This window comes from Pseudomonas imperatae (assembly GCF_057128625.1).
Genome location: NZ_JBSKHP010000020.1, coordinates 107,378 through 128,074, shown reverse-complemented (window position 1 = coordinate 128,074; position 20,697 = coordinate 107,378). Strand labels below are relative to the sequence as shown.

Sequence of the window (20,697 nt, the reverse complement as noted above, 5' to 3'; positions counted from 1 at the left end):
AGCTGGCTTGCCAGCGAGCTTTTATGGCCCCAACAGCTCGCTGGCAAGCCAGCTCCCACAGGATGTAGCAGCTGCCGAAGGCTGCGTCCGGCCACACCGCGTGTTGCGTTACAGCAGGCCCAATTGCTCCGCCACCGGCTCGCGCGGGTGTTCCGGCAGGGCCGGCAGGCCAGGCAGGCGCTGCATCAGCTGGGCATGGAAGCGCCGCGCCAGCAGGGGCGCGCGGTGGTTGTCGGAGGTGTGCAGGAAGATGTAGGGCGTGCGCCCTTCTTCGATCCATTCGGCGACCTTGCCCACCCAGGGCACCAGGAAGCTGTCATTCGCCGGCAGGTCCGGGTGGCCGATGAAACGCACCTGTGGGCACTGGCTGAACGCCGTGGGCCGCGGCGGCACCTTGGGTTTCTTCGCCTGGGCGTCGAGCACGGCGGCGCTCTGGTCGGTGCAGCTGAACAGTGCGCGCGGGTCCAGGCAAATACGCTCCACCTGGCGCCCCATCAGCAGGCGGTTGAGCACCCGCTCCTCGTCACCCCGGGCAAAGAACGCCGGGTGGCGCACTTCCACGGCCACCGGCTGCTGCAACTCGTCGATGAACGCCACCAGTTCGGCCAGGCGCTGCGGGCCGAAGGTGGCCGGCAGTTGCAGCCAGAATGGCGCCACGCGGCCGCCCAGGGGCTTGAGCAGTTGCACGAAGGATTCAGCGGCGGGCAGCAGGTCGCGCAGGTCGCCGCCGTGGCTGATTTCCCGCGGGAACTTGGCGGTGAAGCGCAGGTGTTCGGGCATGCTGGCGGCCCACTTCGCTACGGTGGCAGGGGCAGGCTGGGCATAGAAGGTGGTATTGCCTTCCACAGCGTTGAAGACCTGGCCGTACAGCTGCAGGAATTCAGTAGGCTTGGCATCCGCCGGGTACAGGTGGTCGCGCCAGGCCAGCTCGCTCCAGGAAGGACAACCGAGGTAGTACGGCAGCAGGGACACAGTCAGATATGAACGTCCAGCCCCAGCACGTCCGCGTCCCACTCCACGAAGGTGGCGGTGGTGAGGTAGCTGCTCAGGGCGGTGGCCACCCGGCGGCTCATGGAGCGGTGGAAGATCATGTCCTGCGGGCGCGCCGGCAGGTTGCTGACTGCACCGCCACGTGGGGCGCTGCGCTGGGCAGACGGCTGCACCTCGAAGTCGCCTTCCAGGTCTTCGGCGTCGTCGGCCTGCGCCAGCGCCTTGCGGGGCTTGCGTTTGACTGGGTAGGAACTCGACGAAAAACCGTCTACGCGCATGACTGCTTACTCTGGACCAATGATGGCAATTTAGCGGCACTGATGCGGGTAAGCAAATGCCCTAGTGATAACTAGAGCACAGTTCGCGCAAAAGGTTTCATCTATGCCGCAGATACCCGATGAACTGCCGGTAAAACCAACAGTTAGCGGCGCCATTCGTCGGTCAACGAGCTTTTGGCGTGGCCACTTTGTCACGCAGGTACACCGGCTGCGCCAGATCGGCGGCAACGGCCTCGCCACGGGCCCAGCCACCTTGCGCCAGGGTCAGCAGGTCCAGCGCGTGCGGCAGCAAAGTGGCGTCGCAGGCCGAAGCTTTCACGGCCAGGCGCTCGCCGTAGCCCCAGCCCGTGCCGGCGCCGTACCAGTCGCCCTGGGCGCCGGCCGGCAGCGTCACCAACTCGGGGGCCAGCACCGCCTCGGCGCCCACCAGCTTCATTACGCCGCCGTCGGCCTGGTAGCAACCCCAGTACACCTCGTCCATGCGCGCGTCGATGGCCGCGGCTACCTGCCGGGCGCCCTGTTCACGCAGCGCGCGCTGGGCCAGCAGGGCCAGGTTGGACACCGGCAGCACCGGGCGGTCGAGGCCGAAGGCCAGGCCCTGGACCACGCCAATGGCGATGCGCACGCCGGTGAAGGCGCCCGGGCCACGGCCAAAGGCGATGGCGTCCACGGCCGACAGGCCAATGCCCGCCTCGCCCAGCAGCGCCTGGATCATGGGCAGCAGCTTTTGCGCGTGCAGGCGCGGGATGACCTCGTAGTGGCTCAGCACCTTGCCATCATGCAGCAGGGCGACAGAGCAGGCTTCGGTAGCGGTATCCAGGGCCAGCAAGGTGGTCATTGCGCGAATCCATCAGAAAAAAGTGCAGCATTATAAACGTCAACGGCCCGCAAGCGGGCCGTCGGTGATCGAATGATTCGATCAGCTCAGGGCAGCCAGCACCTTGGCGGTGATGGAGTCTACCGAACCCACGCCTTCGATGTGGCTGTAGACCGGCTTGCCTTGGGCAGCGGACAGCTTCTGGTAGAAGGCCACCAGCGGCTCGGTCTGCGCGTGGTACACGGACAGGCGATGACGCACGGTTTCTTCGGTGTCGTCCTTGCGCTGGACCAGCTCTTCACCGGTCTCGTCGTCCTTGCCAGCCACTTTCGGCGGATTGTAGACGATGTGGTAGACGCGGCCCGAGCCTTCGTGGACACGGCGGCCGGCGATACGCTGGACGATTTCTTCGTCCTTGACCGCGATCTCAACCACGTGGTCCAGCTCAACGCCTGCGCTCACCAGGGCTTCGGCCTGGGGAATGGTGCGCGGGAAGCCGTCGAAGAGGAAGCCGTTGGCGCAGTCGGCCTGGGCAATACGCTCTTTGACCAGGGCGATGATCAGGTCGTCGGAGACCAGGCCGCCGGCGTCCATCACGCTCTTGGCCTTGATGCCCAGCTCGGTGCCGGCTTTAACGGCGGCACGCAGCATGTCGCCGGTGGAGATTTGCGGAATACCGAACTTTTCGGTGATGAACTTTGCCTGAGTACCTTTGCCGGCCCCGGGAGCTCCCAGCAGAATCACGCGCATCGATATGCTCCTCAACTTTTTATATGGAAATCGTCAGACCCGCCCCAGCGCAGCTAACTGCCTGAAGCCAATCCCAAAATCGGTTGGTGGCCACAAAAACGGCCAAAAGGCTGACCAAGATACACAGCGGCTCAAAGCCACACAAGCCGTCCAAAGCAGGAACAACCTGCGTCCCATGCGCACGCCCCCGGAAGGTGGCGCCCGGTGCAACCGTGACCGGTTGCCAGCCGGGGCCGCCGCCTGGCGCGCTCCCCTCACAGATAGTGGACGCGCCAGGGCACCTGCGCCAGCCTCAGCCGGTGTTGCGCAGACCGGCGGCAATACCCGCCACGGTGACCAGCAACGCCTGTTCCAGAGGGCTGTCCTGCGCCGCCTCCTGGCTGCGCGAACGGGCCAGCAGCTCGGCCTGCAGCAGGTGCAGCGGGTCGAGGTAGGTGTTGCGCAGGCTGATGAATTTCAGCGTCTCGGGGCTGTGGGCCAGCAACTGGGTTTGGCCGGTGAGGCCGAGCACCACCTTGCACGCCTGCGACAATAGGTCGCGCAGGCTCACCCCCAGGGGTTTCAGGGAATCCTGCACCAGGCGTTCGTCATAGAAACGGGCGATGTCGGCGTCGGCCTTGGCCAGCACCATTTCCAGCATGTCGATGCGCGTGCGGAAGAACGGCCACTGCTCGCGCATGGTCGCCAGCAGCGGCCCTTCGCCGCGCTCCAGGGCCTTGTTCAGGGCCGCTTCCCAGCCCAGCCAGGCCGGCAGCATCAGCCGCGTCTGGGTCCAGCCGAAGATCCACGGGATGGCCCGCAGGCTCTCGATGCCGCCCTGCCGGCGCTTGGCCGGGCGACTGCCCAGGGGCAGGCGGCCCAGCTCCTGTTCGGGGGTGGACTGGCGGAAGTACTCGACGAACTGCGGGTTCTCGCGCACCACGTCGCGGTAGGCCTTGACGCCGTCGGCGGCCAGTTCGTCCATCAGCGCGCGCCAGGCCGGCTCCGGTGGCGGTGGCGGCAGCAGCGTGGCCTCCAGCACGGCGGCCAGGTAGAGGTTGAGGTTCTGCTCGGCGATGTCCGGCAGGCCGAACTTGAAGCGGATCATCTCGCCCTGTTCGGTGGTGCGGAAGCGGCCGTTCACCGACCCCGGGGGCTGCGACAGGATGGCCGCGTGGGCCGGGCCGCCGCCACGGCCCACGGTGCCGCCGCGGCCGTGGAACAGCACCAGCTCGACGTTCTGCGCGTGGCAGATGCGCACCAGGTTTTCCTGCGCGCGGTACTGGGCCCAGGCGGCGGCGGTGGTGCCGGCGTCCTTGGCCGAGTCGGAGTAGCCGATCATCACCTCCTGCGGGCCGTGCAGGCGCGTGCGGTAGCCGGGCAGGTGCAGCAGGCGCTCGATCACCGGGCCGGCGTTGTCCAGGTCGGCCAGGGTCTCGAACAGCGGCACCACGCGCATGGGCCGCAGTACCCCGGCTTCCTTGAGCAGCAGTTGCACGGCCAGCACGTCGGAGGCGGCGCCGGCCATGGAGATCACGTAGGAGCCCAGGGAGGCCGCCGGGGCCGCCGCGATTTCCCGGCAGGTGGCCAGGACTTCGGCGGTTTCCGCCGCCGGCTTGAAATGCGCCGGCAGCAGCGGCCGGCGGTTGCCCAGCTCGTGCAGCAGGAAGGTGATGCGCGCCTCTTCGTCCCAGTCGGCGTAGCGGCCCAGGCCCAGGTAGTCGGTGATCTCACTCATGGCCGCGGTGTGCCGGGCCGAGTCCTGACGCACGTCCAGGCGCACCAGGAACAGGCCGAAGGTAACCGCGCGGCGCAGGCAATCCAGCAACGGGCCGTCGGCGATCACGCCCATGCCGCATTCGTGCAGGGACTGGAAGCACAACTGCAGCGGTTCCAGCAGTTCGCGGTTGTTGCTCAGCACCTCGGCGCTGGCCGGCTGCGGCTGGGCCAGCGAGGCGTGGGCCCAATTGCGGGTGGCGCGCAGGCGCTCGCGCAGTTGCTTGAGCAGGGTGCGGTAGGGCTCGGCGGTGTCGCCCACGGCTTCGCGCAGGGCGGCGCTGGCCTGCTGCATGGACAGCTCGCCGGCCAGGTGGTCGACGTCGCGCAGGAACAGGTCGGCGGCCATCCAGCGCGCCAGCAGCAACACTTCGCGGGTGACCGGCGCGGTGACGTTGGGGTTGCCGTCGCGGTCGCCGCCCATCCACGAGGCGAAGCGCACAGGCGCGGCCTCCAGCGGCAGGTGCAGGCCGGTGGCGGCGTGCAGCGCCTGGTCGACCTTGCGCAGGTGGTGCGGAATGGCGTGCCACAGCGAGTGCTCGATGACCGCGAAGCCCCACTTGGCCTCGTCCACCGGTGTGGGCCGGGTGCGGCGGATTTCCTCGGTGTGCCAGGCCTCGGCGATCAGCCGCTGCAGGCGCTGGCGGATGCCCTCGCGCTCGGCAGCGGTGAGGTCGCGGTGGTCCTGGGCGGCCAGTTGCGCGGCAATGGCGTCGTATTTCTGGATCAGCGTGCGGCGCGCCACCTCGGTGGGGTGCGCGGTCAGCACCAGTTCGATGTCCAGGCGCCCCACCTGGCGGGCCAGGGATTCGCCACTGTGGCCGGCCTGCTTGAGGCGTTCGAGCAGTTGCGGCAGCACCACGTTCTCGAACGGCGGCGGCTGGTCGTCGTCGCGGCGGCGGATCAGCTGGTACTGCTCGGCGATGTTGGCCAGGTTGAGGAACTGGTTGAAGGCCCGTGCCACGGGCAGCAGTTCCTGCTCGTCGAGGTCGTTGAGGCGCGAGCTCAGTTGTTCGGTGGCGGTCTTGCCGCTGTCGGGGCCACTACGGCGGTCGGCCTTGGCGTCGGCGCGGATGCGCTCGATGGTGTCCAGGAACGCCTCGCCGTATTGCTCGCGAATGGTGTTGCCGAGCAACTCGCCCAACAGGTGAACATCTTCGCGCAGGCGCGCATCGATCTCGGTCATTGGCACAGTCTCCTTGATTGTTCTTGGCGTGCCGTCCATCGCGGGGGTTTGTGGCCATGCGAGTGAACAAGCACAGGAAAAACCGCTCTATCCCCAAGAGTGCACAGCGGGCTCGGTTCTGACAAGGGCATTGACCGGCCATGTTCAAAAGGCCGATCGGGGCTACGCTCAACCTATGGACTGATGAAAGAGGTCGACATGAAAATCCGCGAGCTTGCACAACACTGGGAACAGAACGCCAAGGGCCGCCTGAGCCCCACCCGCTACAACATTCAGCTGGACATGGAATCGGCGGCGCGCCTGGCGGCCATCACCGAGATGTACCCCAAGCACCACCCCGAGGAACTGCTGGGCGAGTTGATTGGCGCAGCCCTGGAAGAGCTGGAAACCAGCTTCCCGTATATCAAGGGGCAGAAGGTGATCGCTACCGACGAGGAAGGCGACCCGTTGTACGAAGATGTCGGCCCTACCCCGCGTTTTCTGGCGCTGTCGCGGCGCTATCTGCATGACCTGTCGGCCAAGGCCGACGAACCGCAGCACTGATTTTTCCTCCCAGGCCCGTGTGCCGCGTCGCGCCTGACGCGGCCTGGCGGCCGCTGCTACAACAACCTGTCTTGTCCGTCAGGAATTTCCTGTCTTCACCAAATTCGAGTGAACCAATTAAAAATCGGTTCGGTCCGAACCAATAAGCCATCACAGAAGACCCTTCGATCATGTGGCTCAGGCCTAGCAGTTGGGGCCCGCAAGGAAGATCTGTCATGGGTGAAGTTTTTCAGGAGTTTTCCAATGGAGTTGACACCATGAATACCAGCACAGCCAAACCTCTCAATCACCTGCGTGGGCTGAAACTGGCGGCCCTGGCCATCGGCACCAGCTTCATCCTCGCCGGTTGCGCAGGCAAGCCCCCTACCGAGCAGTACGCGGTCACCCAATCGGCGGTGAACAGCGCGGTCAGCGCCGGCGGCACCGAGTACGCCGCAGTGGAAATGAAGTCCGCCCAGGACAAGTTCAAGCAGGCCGAGATGGCCATGCATGACAAGCACTACACCGAAGCGCGGATGCTCGCCGAACAGGCCGAGTGGGACGCCCGCGTGGCCGAACGCAAGGCCCAGGCCGCCAAGGCGCAGAAGGCCGTGCAGGATGCCCGTGCAGGGGTCCAGGACGTGCGTGAAGAAGGCATGCGCAATACGCAGCAGCCGTGAGCCGTGGCCCAGCCGTCGTCACCCGTATTCGATTAAAGGATGAACACCATGCGTAAACATTTGATGATCCCTGCCCTGCTGGCCGCCAGCGTTGCCCTGGCCGCCTGCGCCACCAAACCCAACCCCAACCTTGAGTCGGCCCGCAGCAACTTCCAGGCCCTGCAAAGCAACCCGCAGGCCAGCCAGGTGGCCGCGCTGGAAACCAAGGACGCCTCGGACTACATGGACAAGGCCGACAAGGCCTTCCTCAACCATGACGACAGCCGCGACGTGGACCAGTTGGCCTACCTGACCAACCAGCGCGTGGAGCTGGCCAAGCAGACCATCGCCCTGCGCACCGCCGAGGCCAACCTGAAGAACGCCGCGGCCCAGCGCACCCAGGCGCGCCTGGATGCCCGTGACGCGCAGATCAAGAAACTGCAGGACAGCCTCAACGCCAAGCAGACCGACCGCGGCACCGTGGTCACCTTCGGCGACGTGCTGTTCGACGTGAACAAGGCCGGGCTGAAGTCCAGCGGCCTGGTGAACGTGAACAAGCTGGCGCAATTCCTCCAGGAAAACCCTGACCGCAAGGTGATCGTCGAGGGCTACACCGACAGCACCGGTTCGGCGGCCTACAACCAGAGCCTGTCCGACCGCCGCGCCGGTTCGGTGAGCACCGCGCTGGTGAAAATGGGCGTGGACCCAAGCCGCGTGGTGTCCCAGGGTTATGGCAAGGAATACCCGGTGGCCGACAACGGCAGCGTCTCGGGCCGGGCCATGAACCGTCGCGTGGAAGTGACCATTTCCAACGACAACCAGCCGATTGCCCCGCGCAACTCGGTCAGCTCCAGCAACTGACGCTGGCAAGGCTGGCGGCGCCCCTGGCGCCTGCCAGCCGGCCCGTCAGGGCTTGGGCGTGAAACCCGTGGTCAACGGGAAGCCCGGGTGCAGCAACTGGGCGCTGGCAATCACGGCGATCATCACCAGCGCCGTCACCCACTGCCAGGTATCCCAGTCGAACACCCGCACCACCGCCTGCCACGGCTTGCGCCAGTCCGGGGCCAAGGCCTCGGCATCCGGCTTGAGCCATTGGCGCACGCTCAGCGCCAGCCACCCCGCCACTCCCAGTATTCCCAGGTTCAGCCCCACCCAGCCCGTCACCGCCAGCCACGGCACGCCATGGCGGATCAGCAGCGCCTGGCGTTGCGGGTCCAGGCGCTTGGGCAGCCACCCGCTCAGCCACAGGTCGGGGGCCAGCAGTTCATGGCTGAAGCGCGCCCACAGGCCCATGACGAAGCGCACGATCCACACCACGATCAAGCTCACGAACGCGCTGGCCACCACCTGTTCCCACCAGCCCTGCAGGCTGGTCTTGCCGGCCAGATGGCCGAGCGCCAGGACCAGCATGGCGCCACCCCAGACCTTGGGCAGCTGCCGGGTCTCGAACGGCCGCGGCATCAGCCGCCGCCAGAAGAACGGGTCGCCCGACGGCAGGCGCTCGAGCAGTTGCGGGTACTGGTAGGCGAACTTCATCGACAGGTCATGGCAGGCCTGCCAGTCGGCGTGTTCGAAGGTGCGCACCCACTGGTATTGCTGCCACAGAGTGAGCGGCGTCAGCAGCAGCAACGCGGCCTTTTGCGCCGCGCTCGCCGACTGCCGGGTATCGGTGGCCATGACTTGCAGCTGCTGGTACCAGGCCTGCTGTTCACAACGCTCCACCAGGCGGTGCCAGCGCCACTGCGGCTCGGGAATAATGCCCTTGGCCTGGTCCCAGCCGAACAGCCGGCACACCCGTTCGAACAGCGCGCCGCTGATGTCCGGGTCGTCGTCCAGCAGCTCCAGCACCATGGCCTGCAGGTCCAGGCGCCGGTCGAAGGCGGCCAGCCACGGTTGCTGCGCCAAGTGGGTCAGGGCGTCCATGAACGGCCGCTCGTCACCCGCCTGCAGGCTGTGGCCCAGGGCCTGGCAGTGACGCACCATCAGCGAACGCACCAGCGCCTGCTGCTGGGACGGGGTCAGGCGCACCTGCTGGAAGGGCGTGAGCCACTGGCGTTGGCTGATGCCCCAGTCCAGCAACGCCGCCTCGGCGTGAGGGGCGTCCAGACAGCGTTCGGCCAGGCGTTGCTCAAAGGCCTGGTCGCAGCCTAGTTGCAGCGCCTGTTGCCAACGCTCGGCGAGGTTGTGCGGGGTCAGGTCAAGCAGCAGGCCGTGGGCCTGCACGTCGGCCGACGGCGCTGGCTCGACGACGGCCATGGTCGGCACGGCCACGCTTGGCTCGGGGTGTTCCTGCACCGGGGGCTGTACCCACACGGCGTCCTGTTCGTGCGCATCGTCATCGCTTTCATCGCGCCAACGTGCCAGCTGCAGGGCACGTTCGTAGGCCTCGCGCAGGCGCTGGAAGGCTTCGGCATCCTCGTCGGGGCGGTGCACCTTGAGCAACCGCGCGTACTGGCGCTTGATGCTGCGCTCGTCGGCCTGGTCGTCCAGTTGCAGCACCTGCCAGCAATCCTGGTAGACCTCGCTCATTGCCACAGGCCCCGGTCGACTTCGCTCAGGCGCTCGGTGAGGTCATGGCGCACTTCGCGAATCTGGCGTTCGTCCTGGGTGTCGAGCACCTGCTGGAACTGGCTGGCCCAGTGGTTGATCTGCTGGCGCATGTCACCCAGGCTTTCCTGGTACAAGCGCTCCAGGCGCGCCACCAGCACGGTGTTCACCTGCTGGTCGCGCGGGTGCACCTTGAGCTGCGACAGGGCCTGCAGGCGCTGCTGGATTTCCTCGGGGCTGAGGACGCCGGGGTTGTTCTCGATCACCAGGGCATGCTGCTCGCCGGTCAGCGGGATGCTCACCTGGGCCTCGAGAATGCCGTTGTTGTCGTAGGTAAAGCGCACATCCAAGGTCACTTCGCCGGCCTTGCGCTTGGGCACCGGGATGTCCAGTTCGCCCAGTGCCACGTTGTCCTTCACCAGGCGGCTCTCGCCCTGGAAGATCTTCACCAGCACGTGTTCCTGGTTGTCGGTGAGGGTGTTGACGGTCTTCACCCGGCTGACCGGCACCACGCTGTTGCGCTCGATGATGGGCAGGTAGTGCCCGGCTTCCTGGCGCTGACCCATGGTTTGCGACACTTCGATGCCCAGCGTGTAGGAACAGACGTCGGTGAGCACCACCTCTTCCAGCGCCGCCGATCGCGCCTTCAGGGCAGCCTGCACGGCAGCGCCGTGGGCCACCACTTCGTCGGGGTTGAGGGTGATGGAAGGGAAGCGGCCGAACAGCCCGGCGGCCAGCTTGCGCACCAGCGGCATGCGCGTGGTGCCGCCCACCAGCAGCACTTCGTCAAGGTCGCTGACACGAATGCGCGCATCGCGCAGGGCGCGCTCGATGGGCGCACGCAGGCGCTCAAGCAACGGCGCGTAAAGGTCGGCGAGCTGCTCCTGGGTGATGGTGTGCAGCCATTCACGGCCGCCCAGGCGCAGCACGAAGTCGCTGCTGGCCTGCTGGCCCAGGCTCTTGCGCACCCGTTCGGCTTCGCGGCGCAGGGCCTGGCGCACGTTTTCCAGGGGCGGCAGGTCGGCGTGCTGGCGCACGAAGTGCTCCACCAGCAGGCTGTCGAAATCCTCGCCGCCAAGGAAGTTGTCACCGGCGCTGGCGCGTACCTCCATGACCCCATCGAACAGTTCCAGGATCGAGACGTCGAAGGTGCCGCCGCCCAGGTCGAAGATCAGGAACGAGGTTTCCTTGTCCTTCTGGTGCAGGCCATAGGCGAGCGCGGCGGCGGTGGGCTCGTTGATCAGCTTGTCCACCTTCAGCCCCGCCAGCTCGCCGGCGATGCGCGTGGCCTTGCGCTGGGCGTCGCTGAAATAGGCCGGCACGCTGATCACCGCCTCGGTGACCGGCTCGCCGAAGGCGCGCTCCACGTCTTCCTTGAGGCTCTTGAGCACCAGGGCCGACAGTTCCTCGGGACGAAACTGGCGCTCGCCCAGGCGTACTTCCTGGGCGCTGCCCATGTGGCGCTTGAACAGCGCCGCGGTCCTGGCGCGATGGGTATGCAGGCGCTCTTTCGCGGCCTGCCCCACCAGCACCCGGCCTTCGTCGTCCAGGCCAACCACGCTTGGGGTGAGCACGCTGCCCAGGGCGTTGGGCACCAGTTCCGTGGTGTCGCCGCGCCAGACGGCGATCAGGCTGTGGGTGGTGCCAAGGTCGATGCCGACGATCATGGGCGCAGAACTCCTTTTCCGGGGAAGGCGATGATGGCACTACCGTGGTGGCCACCATGTGAAAATGTGTCCGAATGGTAACGCAATCCACGAAACAGCGGGAGCCGCCCGGTTTTGATCTTGATCTGGCTCTTGATCTGGCTTTTGATCTGGCTCTTGATCTTGATTGTATGCCCCGTAAAGCGCCCGGGCCGACTGGAGGCGTCGCTCAACGGGCTGCCCGAAGGGCCGAGGCCGCAGGCCGAAGAGACGGTAACCCGCAGGCTTCTATAGCGGGTGCCGTCTGCCCGTTGAGCGGCGCCGGAAGGAGGGGACCCGTAGCGCAGCGGAGGGCCCAAGCAGGGGCAAGCGTTTTTTGCTTACTTTTTTTGGCGTCTGAAAAAAAGTGAGTCGCCGTAAGGGCGAAACAGTCGGTGGTCGCACCACGAAAATGCATATGTTCGAAATCGCCGAAGCGGGATCCAGAATCCGCGAACATATCCATTACTACGGGTGATGCAAAATCACCTTTTCGGCCTTACGCCGAGTCACTTTTTGGCAAACGCCCCAAAAAGTAACCAAAAAGGGCTTGCCCCTGCTTGGTCCCTCCGCTCCGCTGCGGGTCCCCTCCCTCCGGCGTCGCCCAAGCGGCCGACGGCCCGGAATAGAAGCGCCTCCGGTTCCGTCTTCCCCGGCTACGCCAGGGACCGCTCGGTCAACGCCTCCAGTCGGCCCTGGCGCTTTATGGGGCACACAATCAAGATCAAAGGCCGCACGGGATCAAGATCAAAGGCGGTCCGCGGCGTGGCAGCGGCAGCGGTGCGCGGCAGCGGCTACGGCGTGGCTTGCGCGCAGTGCACGGCTTGCTTCTGACTGTTGACCAACACCCCACTCAAACCCTTCTGCTGGGTATCAAACAACACCAACACCCCATCAATACACTGCGCCACTTCATTGGCCGGCGTAGCCGAGACCTTGTAATCCTCGCCAGGAATGGTCTTGAGCATGGTGAAGTCACTCAGCAGCAAGGCGTCCTCAGGCTTGGCGAAGTGCAGGTAGCCGTAGTACCACAAGCACCCCACGGTAACGAAAATACTGCCGATGCCGGTCAGGATCATCGGGATGGCGTTGCGTTCGTCACTCATGGGGCGGCTCTTGTTGTTCGGGGTAGTTGGGCACTTCGCCCAGGCGGCGCAGGCCGTTGAAGTGTTGCGGGTCTTGCAGGAAGCGGATCATCACGGTACGCCAGGTGGGGTCGGCGAAGGTCTGCACGTGCCCACCACGGGTCAGTTGCAGCACCCGCGGGGGTGGCGCGTGCTTGTACAGTTCCAGGCCGTTGGCCAGGGGCACGATGGGGTCGTCCATGCTCTGGTAGAACAGCATCGGCGTGCCCTTGAGCGCCGCGATGGAGTAGATGGCGCTGTCGTCGTCCGGCACCAGCCACGACAACGGCACCTGCAGGGGCCAGGTCAGCCACGAAGTGCTGAGGGCGAATTGCCCGACCCCGCGGTAGCTCGACGGCACGCCGTCGAACACCAGCGCCTGCAGGCGCTTGAGCTGTTGCGGGTGGCCGGCCAGGTAGTGCACGCCCATGGCGCCGCCCAGGCTCTGGCCCAGCAGCACCAGGGGTTTGCCCTGCACCTCGGGCTGCTGGTCCAGCCACTTGAACGCTGCGTCGATGTCCTGGTAGATGGCCGGCAGGCTCGGCTCGCCCTGGGACAGGCCGTAGCCACGGTAGTCCAGCAGCAGCACCTGATAGCCCTGCTCCGGCAACCACCAACTGCCACCCAGGTGCCAGGCCATGTTGCCGCCGTTGCCGTGCAGGTGCAGCACCGTGCCTTTCACCGGCACACCGGGCTTGGCCGGCAGCCACCAGCCGTGCAGGCGGGTGCCGTCGGCGGCGGTCAGGGTCACGTCGCGGTAGGCCAGGCCGGCCTTGTCGGGGGCGAATGGCTGGCCCTTTTCCGGGTAGAACAGCAGGCTGCTGCAACCGGCCAGCAGCGCCAGCGCCACCAGGCCGCTACAGAATGTTCGAATAGTCCGCTTCAATGCGATCCAGGCTCAGGTGGTTGAGGAAGTTGGAGAAGCACATCCACGCCGACAGCGCGTTGAGGTCGCGGAACTGCTCGGGCAGGTACTTGGGCGGCGTCACCAGGCCTTCGTCCACCAGTTGGCGAAGGGTGCGCATGTCTTCCAGGGTGGTCTTGCCGCAGAACAGCAGCGGGATCTGCTCCAGCTTGCCCTTGCGCACCGCCAACTGGATGTAGTTGTAGACCATGATGAAGCCCTTCAGGTAGGACAGGTCCTTGGTGAAGGGCAGGCCGGTGGGCGTGGAGCCACGGAACACGCGGCTGGCGTTGCCGTAGCTTTCCGGCAGGCCGAAGCCCTGTTCGCGGAAGAAGTCGAAGATCTGCAGGAAGTCGGCGCCCTCCTCCACCATGTGGATGGCGCGGGTGCGGTTGGTCAGCTTGCGCAGGCGGCTGGGGTAGGAGGCGAAGGCAATCACTTCCATCAGGATCGCCAGGCCTTCCTGGGTCACGGTCGACGAGGGCGGCCCCTTGGACAGGAAGGTGCAGATCGGCTGGTTCAGGCCGTTGAGGGTGGTGCCCACGTGCACCAGGCCTTCGTGCACTTCCAGGGCGCGTACGTCGCGCTCGTTGAACATCGCGTCGCTGCGGATCTTGATGTAGTCGGCGCCTGCCGCGGCGTCGGCGACGATGCCGTCGGACTCGAACACCCGGATGGTTTCCTCGGCCTCGCCGAAGGTGCGGTTCAGGCGGCTTTGCAGCATGCCCACGGCGTCCTTGGCGGTGAGGGTCTTGGGCTCGTCCTTGAGGTCGCCCCGGCCGTCGATGTTATTGAGGTAGTCCGACAGCATCAGGCCCAGGTCGGCCAGGGTCGGGTCACCGGCGTGGAAGGCATCGGAGGCGGCGCCGTAAAGCTCCTGGGAAATCAGGCCGAAATCCTCGGTGCCGCGCGCTTCGAGCATGCGCACCACCATGCGGTATTCCTTGCACATGCGCCGCATGATCTGGCCCACCGGGTTGAACTGCCCCAGCTGGCGGGTGATGTCGCGCTCGATGTTCTGGAATTCCAGCTTCACCGCACTGGAGTCGAACGACAGCGGGCGGTTCTGGTAGTAGGCACGGTCCACGGCGGGCATGGCCTTGCCCTTGGCCTTGAGGAAATCTTGGCGGATGGTGTCATCCCATTTCACCGCGTCCAGCACGCGGATGGGTGCCTGGGCCAACACGATACGGTCGGAAAGGCCGCGAATCGTCTGCTGATAATCGTCCACCGGCGACTCCTTGCTATTACTGCGGTTTTGACTTGGCCCGGGTATAGCGGGCTATTTCGACGAACACGTCGGAGTTGGCCGGGTCGTCCAGGTAAGCGAAGACCTGGTCCAGCCCGCTGTCCACCCGCACGCCCTCGCCTTGCGGGGTGTCCAGCCCGGCGCCGCTCAGCGCGTGCTGGGCAATGGCCTGCTGGATGCGCTCGACATCGAGGTTATAGACCACCAGCGCGCCGTCGTCGGCCAGCTCGAAGCCTACCAGGGCATACTGACCGCCATAATCGGCCGGCATTCGCGCCGAGGCGTACCAGCGGCTGCCATGGCCGGCCACGGTGAAGCCTACCTCATCGCGCGGCTGCCCGGCGGGGGTGCTGATGGCAAGGTAATGGTTGGCGTCCTGGCGCTTGATGGCCAGGGCCAGGTGCTGGCCCCACGCGGTCCTGCTCACCCAGTGCCCCACCAGCCCGGCTGGCGCGGCCTGGCTTGGCGGCAGCGGGTCCTTGAAGCTGACCAGGCAGCCGCTGAGCAACAGCGACCACAGGGCGATGAGCAACAGGCGCCAGGCTTTCATCAAGCACTCCTTGGGCGGTGGGGACAGGCGCATTCCTGCGCCTGGGGTCAGGCCGAAGCCAGGACCAGATGCATGTAGCGGGTGAGGATCGCCAGCATCTCGTCATCGGCCATGGGTGCCTGGCTGTCGAGCAGGCCCTGATATTCCATGCGGCCGATGATGGCCGTCAACACCTTGGCATCCTGGTGCGGCTCGCGCGAGCCCAGCACCTGCAGCAGCTGGCAGGTGCCCTGCAGCAGGATCTGCTGGTGCGAGGTAACCAGTTTTGCCAGCCGTGGGCTGAGCAGCGCTTCCTGGCGGAAAGCCTGCTCGGCCATCAGGTAGTCGCGGCGGGTGAGCAGCTGGCGGTGCACGTACTCGGCAGTCATGCGCGCGATTTCGTCGGCCAGCTGGGCGCGGGACGCCGGGCTGCCGTCGTTGCGCGCCATGATGTTGCGCAGCAGTTCCTCGGTGCTGGCCCACAGCTTGGCCATGTACGCGGCGCTGCGCTCCACGTATTGGGCGAAGGTGTCGGTGAGCAGGTCTTCGATGTCCTTGAAATAGTAAGTGGTGGCCGACAGCGGCACGCCGGCTTCCGCCGCCACCGCCCGGTGCCGAACCCCGCGTACGCCGTCGCGTACGACAATGCGCATGGCCGCGTCGAGAATCTCCTGACGACGCTGCTCACTTCCCTGGCGGCTGGCCTTGCGACCCTGATACTGCACACTTTCCGCCACTGCTGTCGCTACACCGGCAGCACCTTGTTGAGCCATTGCAGGAGTCACTACCTAAACCCTCTTGAAAAAAACCGATCCGTCGGTGAATTGTTCGTAGCAGCTGCCGGAGGCTGCGTCCGGCAGCACCACCAGTGTAAAGCCAGACGCAGCCTTCGGCAGCTGCTACAGGATATTCGCGCATAAAAAAGCCGCCCCGGGGGGCGGCTCGTTCAGCTGACTCAGGCCTGCGGACGCATGTGCGGGAACAGGATCACGTCGCGAATCGACGGCGAGTTGGTCAGCAGCATCACCAGGCGGTCGATGCCGATGCCTTCACCGGCCGTTGGCGGCATGCCGTACTCCAGCGCGCGCACGAAGTCGGCGTCGTAGTGCATGGCTTCGTCGTCGCCGGCGTCCTTGTCGGCCACCTGGGCCATGAAGCGCTCGGCCTGGTCTTCCGCGTCGTTCAACTCGGAGTAGGCGTTGGCGATTTCACGGCCGCCGATGAACAGCTCGAAGCGGTCGGTGACGTTGGGGTTGTCGTCGTTGCGACGGGCCAGCGGCGACACTTCGAACGGGTACTGGGTAATGAAGTGCGGCTGCTCCAGCTTGTGCTCGACCAGCTCTTCGAAAATCATCACCTGCAGCTTGCCCAGGCCTTCGAAGCCCAGCACCTTGGCGCCGGCTTTCTTGGCGATTGCACGGGCCTTGTCGATGTCGTTGAGGTCGTCGGCGGTCAGGTCCGGGTTGTACTTGAGGATCGAGTCGAACACCGACAGGCGCACGAACGGCTCGCCGAAGTGGAACACCTTGTCGCCGTACGGCACGTCGGTGGTGCCCAGCACCAGTTGCGCCAGCTCGCGGAACAGTTCTTCGGTCAGGTCCATGTTGTCTTCATAGTCAGCATGGGCCTGGTAGAACTCGAGCATGGTGAACTCGGGGTTGTGCCGGGTCGAGACGCCTTCGTTGCGGAAGTTGCGGTTGATCTCGAAGACCTTCTCGAAACCACCCACCACCAGGCGCTTGAGGTACAGCTCCGGCGCGATGCGCAGGAACATGGCCATGTCCAGGGCGTTGTGGTGGGTTTCGAACGGCTTGGCCGCGGCGCCGCCAGGGATGGTCTGCAGCATCGGCGTTTCCACTTCCAGGAAGTCACGCTGCATCAGGAAGCTGCGAATGTGGGCGATGACTTGCGAACGCACGCGGAAGGTCTGGCGCACGTCTTCGTTGACGATCAGGTCAACGTAGCGCTGGCGGTAGCGCTGCTCGGTGTCCGACAGGCCGTGGTGCTTGTCCGGCAGCGGGCGCAGGGACTTGGTCAGCAGGCGCACGTGGGTCATTTCCACGTACAGGTCGCCCTTGCCCGAACGGGCCAGGGTGCCTTCGGCGGCGATGATGTCGCCCATGTCCCAGGTTTTCACCGCGGCCAGGGTGTCTTCGGACAGGGTCTTGCGGTTGACGTAGACCTGGATGCGACCGGTCATGTCCTGGATCACCATGAACGAGCCACGGTTGAGCATGATGCGACCGGCAACCTTGACCGGGATGGCCAGGGCTTCCAGTTCTTCCTTGGTCTTGTCGACGTACTGCTTCTGCAGGTCGGCTGCGTAGCTGTCACGGCGGAAGTCGTTGGGGAAGGCCTGGCCCTTGGCACGCTCGGCAGCAAGCTTTTCCTTGCGCAGGGCGATCAGGGAGTTTTCTTCCTGTTGCAGGGCTTGCGGGTCGAGTTGTTGGTCGCTCATGTCTTGAAAAATTCCATCACGGGGTTGTTGCCCCCGCCTTGCGGCGGGGATCGCGGGCGGTCACGCCCCGAAGGGCGCGCGCCTTACAGGCCTTGCTTGAGGCTGGCCACCAGGTATTCGTCGATGTCGCCGTCCAGTACCTTGTCGCAGTCGCTGCGCTCGATGCTGGTGCGCAGGTCCTTGATGCGCGAGGCATCCAGCACGTAGGAGCGAATCTGGTGCCCCCAGCCGATGTCCGACTTGCTGTCTTCCATGGCCTGGGACGCGGCGTTGCGCTTCTGCACTTCCTGCTCGTAAAGACGGGCCCGCAGCATTTTCATGGCGGTGTCCTTGTTCGCGTGCTGGGAACGTTCGTTCTGGCAGCTGACCACGGTGTTGGTCGGCACGTGGGTGATACGCACCGCGGAGTCCGTGGTGTTAACGTGCTGGCCACCGGCGCCCGAGGAGCGGTAGGTGTCGATGCGCAGGTCCGCCGGGTTGATCTCGATCTCGATGTTGTCGTCGATTTCCGGCGACACGAACACGGCCGAGAACGAGGTGTGGCGGCGGTTGCCGGAGTCGAACGGGCTCTTGCGCACCAGGCGGTGCACGCCGATCTCGGTGCGCAGCCAGCCGAAGGCGTACTCGCCCTTGATGTGCAGGGTAGCGCCCTTGATACCGGCCACTTCACCGGCCGACAGCTCCATGATGGTGGTGTCGAAGCCGCGCTTGTCGGCCCAGCGCAGGTACATGCGCAGCAGGATGTTGGCCCAGTCCTGGGCTTCGGTACCGCCGGAGCCGGCCTGGATGTCCAGGTAGGCGTTGTTGGCATCCATCTCGCCGCTGAACATGCGGCGGAATTCCAGCTTCTCCAGCGACTCGCGCAGGCGGTCGACTTCCTCGGTCACGTCGGCGACAGCACCTTCGTCTTCTTCCTCGGCAGCCATCAACAGCAGGTCCTTGGCATCGGCCAGGCCCGCGTTCATTTCATCCAGGGTGTCGACGATCTGCGCCAGCAGCGCGCGCTCGCGGCCCAGGTTCTGGGCGTATTCAGGGTTGTTCCAGACTGCCGGATCTTCAAGCTCGCGGTTGACCTCGGTCAGACGCTCATGCTTTTGATCGTAGTCAAAGATACCCCCGAATGGTTTCGGAGCGCTCGGACAGGTCCTTGATGGTGTTCAGGATCGGGTTGATTTCCATGGCGGGCAGCACTCGTACGTATTGTGTCAAAAGCCGGAGAGTATAACGCACTCGCCGCCCCGAGGCAGCCCGCCGGGCGGTTATGCAAGGATTTTGCTTGCCAGGAACGCACGAATGGCCCGTAGCAGCTGCCGCAGGCTGCGTCGGCGGCCGGCCTGAACAAATAGAGGCGGCTGGGACGCGGCCTGGCGGCCCCTGCTACCGGGCGGGTTAGTCGCTGATGCCTACCTGGTTGCGGCCATTGTGCTTGGCCTGGTACAGGCCCTTGTCGGCGGCCGAGATCAGCTGCCGGCAGTGGGAGCCGCCCTGGGGGATCTGGGTGGACAGGCCGATGCTGGTGCAAGCCATCGCTGGGGGCGATGTGCGGGATTTAATGGGGACATTGTGCTCAACGAATGCGTGATGGCGCTTTGGCTCCTGTCAGTTCTGTCAGTTGATGGGGTTCCAGATTTAAGGGAATGTGGAATCCGAGGGGGGGCAAAACGCCGCTCCGGATTATCACTCACCCAATGAGGCACTCAGAATGAGCACTAACACCAGCAATGCTACTTCCCATTCGCTTGGGAAAAGCAAGTTTGGCGACAAAAAAGGTCGCCTGTATGAAGTCGGCGATGTTATTCCGATCGACCCTATTTTCCCTCCGTATGGAGAAGTCAAGTTTGAACACCAGCGAGGTGACGTGCTCAGCCTCAGTGACATTCCGGAGGCGGGAGAACTGTTTTCGATTATTCCACGCCGGAACCTGGAAGCAACTGAAGCACGACTTTTGATTGAGGCTGCGTATACGGATCATAGTTATGTGTCGTCCGCCGAACCCGTCAGGTTGGACCAGGAAACCACGTTCCTCATCCCCAAGAGTGCATTTGGCCCTGCTGGAGGTAAGTTATGGTTCATAGTGAGGGGCGCACATAATTTTTACGAGCCCTTGAACATCGTAGCTTAAGCCTTAGTTCGGAACCGCGGCCGCCAAGCTCCATCGGCGGCCGACTTGCACTATGGCAGGCGGCCGTAACCAGGGGGACTCAGTCGCTGATTCCCACCTGGTTGCGGCCGTTGTGCTTGGCCTGGTACAGGCCCTTGTCGGCCGCCGAGATCAGCTGCCGGCAGTGGGAGCCGCCCTGGGGGATCTGGGTGGACAGGCCGATGCTGACGGTCAGGTGCGAGCCTTCGCTGGGGGCGATGTGCGGGATTTTCAGCGCGGCGATGGTCTGCCGAAGCTTTTCCGCCACCAGGCGGGCGCCGCCGGGCGAGGTGTTGGGCAGCACCAGGGCGAATTCCTCGCCGCCGTAGCGCGCCGGCAGGTCGGTGGAGCGACTGCAGCTGTCGCGGATGGCGTCGGCCACGCGGCGCAGGGCTTCGTCGCCGTCCAGGTGGCCGAAGCTGTCGTTGAACGACTTGAAGTAGTCGACGTCGATCATCAGCAGCGACAGCTGGGTCTGGTCGCGCAGGGCGCGGCGCCATTCCAGCTCCAGGTATTCGTCGAAGTGACGACGGTTGGACAGGCCGGTGAGGCCGTCGGAGTTCATCAGCCGTTGCAGCACCAGGTTGGTGTCCAGCAGCTGTTGCTGGCTGACGCGCAGGGCGCGGTAGGCCTCGTCGCGCTGCAATAGCGTCTGGTAGGAGCGTGAGTGGTAGCGAATGCGCGCCACCAGCTCGATGTTATCCGGCAGCTTCACCAGGTAGTCGTTGGCGCCGGCGGCAAAGGCCGCGCTTTTCACCAGCGGGTCTTCCTTGGTGGACAGCACGATGATCGGGATGTCCTTGGTGGCCGGGTGGTTGCGGTAGTCGCGCACCAGGGTCAGGCCGTCGAGGCCGGGCATCACCAGGTCCTGGAGGATCACCGTGGGCTTGAGGCGCACGGCCTGCTCGATGGCGTGGTGGGGGTCGGCGCAGAAATGGAAGTCGATGTTGGCTTCGTTGGCCAGCCCCCGCCGCACTGCTTCGCCGATCATGGCCTGGTCGTCGACGAGCAGCACCATGGCCTTGTTCTCGTCGGTGGCCTTGAACTCTTCGATCTGCAAATCAATCATGCGTTGTCACCTGATCGCTGCCTGTACGCTGGCAG

At 65.2% G+C, this 20,697-nt stretch carries 19 protein-coding genes and 1 pseudogene; 4 read left to right on the top strand and 16 right to left on the bottom strand.

Annotated features, from left to right (window positions below):
• Window positions 1–108 precede the first annotated feature (108 nt).
• The 5 genes from ACWKWX_RS23210 to ppc all read right to left on the bottom strand — a co-directional run bounded on the left by ACWKWX_RS23210 (window position 109) and on the right by ppc (window position 5,776).
• On the bottom strand, window positions 109–978 hold the full coding sequence (locus ACWKWX_RS23210) for a DUF72 domain-containing protein (RefSeq protein ID WP_483829027.1): 870 nt from the start codon (window positions 976–978) through the stop codon (window positions 109–111).
• Entirely contained in the window at window positions 975–1,268 is a 294-nt protein-coding gene (locus ACWKWX_RS23205; protein WP_416422819.1) for a hypothetical protein, read from the bottom strand. Before ACWKWX_RS23205 ends, ACWKWX_RS23210 begins: the two co-directional genes overlap by 4 nt.
• A 163-nt stretch (window positions 1,269–1,431) precedes the next feature.
• Window positions 1,432–2,106 (bottom strand): tRNA (adenosine(37)-N6)-threonylcarbamoyltransferase complex dimerization subunit type 1 TsaB, encoded by a 675-nt coding sequence (gene tsaB, locus ACWKWX_RS23200; RefSeq protein ID WP_483829025.1) that lies wholly within the window; start codon window positions 2,104–2,106, stop codon window positions 1,432–1,434.
• A gap of 81 nt (window positions 2,107–2,187) precedes the next feature.
• Window positions 2,188–2,835, bottom strand: coding sequence for an adenylate kinase (gene adk / locus ACWKWX_RS23195; RefSeq protein WP_416422817.1), 648 nt, complete (start codon window positions 2,833–2,835; stop codon window positions 2,188–2,190).
• 292 nt (window positions 2,836–3,127) lie between these two features.
• On the bottom strand, window positions 3,128–5,776 hold the full coding sequence (gene ppc / locus ACWKWX_RS23190) for a phosphoenolpyruvate carboxylase (protein WP_416422816.1): 2,649 nt from the start codon (window positions 5,774–5,776) through the stop codon (window positions 3,128–3,130).
• A 198-nt stretch (window positions 5,777–5,974) separates the two neighbouring features.
• Between ppc and ACWKWX_RS23185 the strand changes: the two genes are divergently transcribed.
• The 3 genes from ACWKWX_RS23185 (at window position 5,975) to lptF (ending at window position 7,818) form a co-directional block, all read left to right on the top strand.
• Window positions 5,975–6,319 (top strand): pilin assembly protein, encoded by a 345-nt coding sequence (locus ACWKWX_RS23185; RefSeq protein WP_473005582.1) that lies wholly within the window; start codon window positions 5,975–5,977, stop codon window positions 6,317–6,319.
• 257 nt (window positions 6,320–6,576) lie between these two features.
• Complete coding sequence (locus ACWKWX_RS23180; RefSeq protein ID WP_416422814.1) at window positions 6,577–6,978, top strand: DUF4398 domain-containing protein; 402 nt, start codon at window positions 6,577–6,579, stop codon at window positions 6,976–6,978.
• Window positions 6,979–7,026: 48 nt separating this feature from the next.
• A complete protein-coding gene (gene lptF / locus ACWKWX_RS23175; protein ID WP_416422813.1) occupies window positions 7,027–7,818 on the top strand; it encodes a lipotoxin F family OmpA-related lipoprotein LptF in 792 nt (263 codons plus the stop codon).
• A 45-nt stretch (window positions 7,819–7,863) separates the two neighbouring features.
• Here the strand turns inward: lptF and ACWKWX_RS23170 are convergent, their stop codons facing one another.
• The 10 genes and pseudogenes from ACWKWX_RS23170 to ACWKWX_RS23125 form a co-directional block, all read right to left on the bottom strand.
• Entirely contained in the window at window positions 7,864–9,486 is a 1,623-nt protein-coding gene (locus ACWKWX_RS23170) for a J domain-containing protein (protein WP_483829024.1), read from the bottom strand.
• Window positions 9,483–11,171 carry a molecular chaperone HscC gene (locus ACWKWX_RS23165; RefSeq protein WP_416422811.1) on the bottom strand — a complete coding sequence of 563 codons (1,689 nt, stop codon included), beginning with the start codon at window positions 11,169–11,171 and terminating at the stop codon, window positions 9,483–9,485. The genes ACWKWX_RS23170 and ACWKWX_RS23165 overlap by 4 nt, the downstream gene beginning before the upstream one ends.
• An 812-nt stretch (window positions 11,172–11,983) precedes the next feature.
• The gene (locus ACWKWX_RS23160) at window positions 11,984–12,295 is read right to left on the bottom strand and encodes a PA3694 family proteiin (protein WP_473005580.1); all 312 of its coding nucleotides are present in this window, start codon (window positions 12,293–12,295) and stop codon (window positions 11,984–11,986) included.
• Entirely contained in the window at window positions 12,288–13,199 is a 912-nt protein-coding gene (locus tag ACWKWX_RS23155; protein ID WP_483829023.1) for an alpha/beta hydrolase, read from the bottom strand. Before ACWKWX_RS23155 ends, ACWKWX_RS23160 begins: the two co-directional genes overlap by 8 nt.
• Window positions 13,171–14,448: a flavohemoglobin expression-modulating QEGLA motif protein gene (locus tag ACWKWX_RS23150; protein WP_476296813.1), complete on the bottom strand. Its 1,278-nt coding sequence runs from the start codon at window positions 14,446–14,448 to the stop codon at window positions 13,171–13,173. Before ACWKWX_RS23150 ends, ACWKWX_RS23155 begins: the two co-directional genes overlap by 29 nt.
• Window positions 14,449–14,464: 16 nt before the next feature.
• Complete coding sequence (locus ACWKWX_RS23145; RefSeq protein WP_416422807.1) at window positions 14,465–15,016, bottom strand: hypothetical protein; 552 nt, start codon at window positions 15,014–15,016, stop codon at window positions 14,465–14,467.
• Window positions 15,017–15,063: 47 nt separating this feature from the next.
• Window positions 15,064–15,768, bottom strand: a complete 705-nt coding sequence (locus ACWKWX_RS23140) for a TetR/AcrR family transcriptional regulator (protein WP_416422806.1) — start codon at window positions 15,766–15,768, stop codon at window positions 15,064–15,066.
• 182 nt (window positions 15,769–15,950) lie between these two features.
• Window positions 15,951–17,453, bottom strand: coding sequence for a lysine--tRNA ligase (gene lysS / locus ACWKWX_RS23135; RefSeq protein ID WP_416422805.1), 1,503 nt, complete (start codon window positions 17,451–17,453; stop codon window positions 15,951–15,953).
• Between the two features lie 83 nt (window positions 17,454–17,536).
• A protein-coding gene (gene prfB / locus ACWKWX_RS23130; protein ID WP_416422804.1) for a peptide chain release factor 2 occupies window positions 17,537–18,632 on the bottom strand; the annotation gives its coding sequence in 2 pieces (ribosomal slippage) (window positions 17,537–18,559 and window positions 18,561–18,632; 1,095 coding nt in all).
• Between the two features lie 210 nt (window positions 18,633–18,842).
• A pseudogene (locus ACWKWX_RS23125) lies at window positions 18,843–18,974 on the bottom strand (diguanylate cyclase domain-containing protein); the annotation flags it as partial.
• Window positions 18,975–19,155: 181 nt separating this feature from the next.
• Here ACWKWX_RS23125 and ACWKWX_RS23120 point away from each other — a divergent pair.
• The gene (locus tag ACWKWX_RS23120) at window positions 19,156–19,575 is read left to right on the top strand and encodes a hypothetical protein (RefSeq protein ID WP_483829022.1); all 420 of its coding nucleotides are present in this window, start codon (window positions 19,156–19,158) and stop codon (window positions 19,573–19,575) included.
• A 79-nt stretch (window positions 19,576–19,654) separates the two neighbouring features.
• Here ACWKWX_RS23120 and ACWKWX_RS23115 read toward each other — a convergent pair whose 3' ends face one another.
• Window positions 19,655–20,662, bottom strand: a complete 1,008-nt coding sequence (locus ACWKWX_RS23115; protein WP_416422803.1) for a diguanylate cyclase domain-containing protein — start codon at window positions 20,660–20,662, stop codon at window positions 19,655–19,657.
• Window positions 20,663–20,697 lie beyond the last annotated feature (35 nt).

What these genes read in the sequence shown, in the direction of transcription:
- ACWKWX_RS23180 (WP_416422814.1), top strand. Translation starts at nt 6,577, where the DNA reads ATGAATACCAGCACAGCCAAACCTCTCAATCACCTGCGTGGGCTGAAA.
- ACWKWX_RS23170 (WP_483829024.1), bottom strand. Translation starts at nt 9,486, where the DNA reads ATGAGCGAGGTCTACCAGGATTGCTGGCAGGTGCTGCAACTGGACGAC.
- ACWKWX_RS23140 (WP_416422806.1), bottom strand. Translation starts at nt 15,768, where the DNA reads ATGGCTCAACAAGGTGCTGCCGGTGTAGCGACAGCAGTGGCGGAAAGT.
- lysS (WP_416422805.1), bottom strand. Translation starts at nt 17,453, where the DNA reads ATGAGCGACCAACAACTCGACCCGCAAGCCCTGCAACAGGAAGAAAAC.
- ACWKWX_RS23115 (WP_416422803.1), bottom strand. Translation starts at nt 20,662, where the DNA reads ATGATTGATTTGCAGATCGAAGAGTTCAAGGCCACCGACGAGAACAAG.
- ppc (WP_416422816.1), bottom strand. Translation starts at nt 5,776, where the DNA reads ATGACCGAGATCGATGCGCGCCTGCGCGAAGATGTTCACCTGTTGGGC.
- ACWKWX_RS23185 (WP_473005582.1), top strand. Translation starts at nt 5,975, where the DNA reads ATGAAAATCCGCGAGCTTGCACAACACTGGGAACAGAACGCCAAGGGC.
- ACWKWX_RS23145 (WP_416422807.1), bottom strand. Translation starts at nt 15,016, where the DNA reads ATGAAAGCCTGGCGCCTGTTGCTCATCGCCCTGTGGTCGCTGTTGCTC.
- tsaB (WP_483829025.1), bottom strand. Translation starts at nt 2,106, where the DNA reads ATGACCACCTTGCTGGCCCTGGATACCGCTACCGAAGCCTGCTCTGTC.
- adk (WP_416422817.1), bottom strand. Translation starts at nt 2,835, where the DNA reads ATGCGCGTGATTCTGCTGGGAGCTCCCGGGGCCGGCAAAGGTACTCAG.
- ACWKWX_RS23165 (WP_416422811.1), bottom strand. Translation starts at nt 11,171, where the DNA reads ATGATCGTCGGCATCGACCTTGGCACCACCCACAGCCTGATCGCCGTC.
- ACWKWX_RS23160 (WP_473005580.1), bottom strand. Translation starts at nt 12,295, where the DNA reads ATGAGTGACGAACGCAACGCCATCCCGATGATCCTGACCGGCATCGGC.
- ACWKWX_RS23120 (WP_483829022.1), top strand. Translation starts at nt 19,156, where the DNA reads ATGAGCACTAACACCAGCAATGCTACTTCCCATTCGCTTGGGAAAAGC.
- ACWKWX_RS23205 (WP_416422819.1), bottom strand. Translation starts at nt 1,268, where the DNA reads ATGCGCGTAGACGGTTTTTCGTCGAGTTCCTACCCAGTCAAACGCAAG.
- lptF (WP_416422813.1), top strand. Translation starts at nt 7,027, where the DNA reads ATGCGTAAACATTTGATGATCCCTGCCCTGCTGGCCGCCAGCGTTGCC.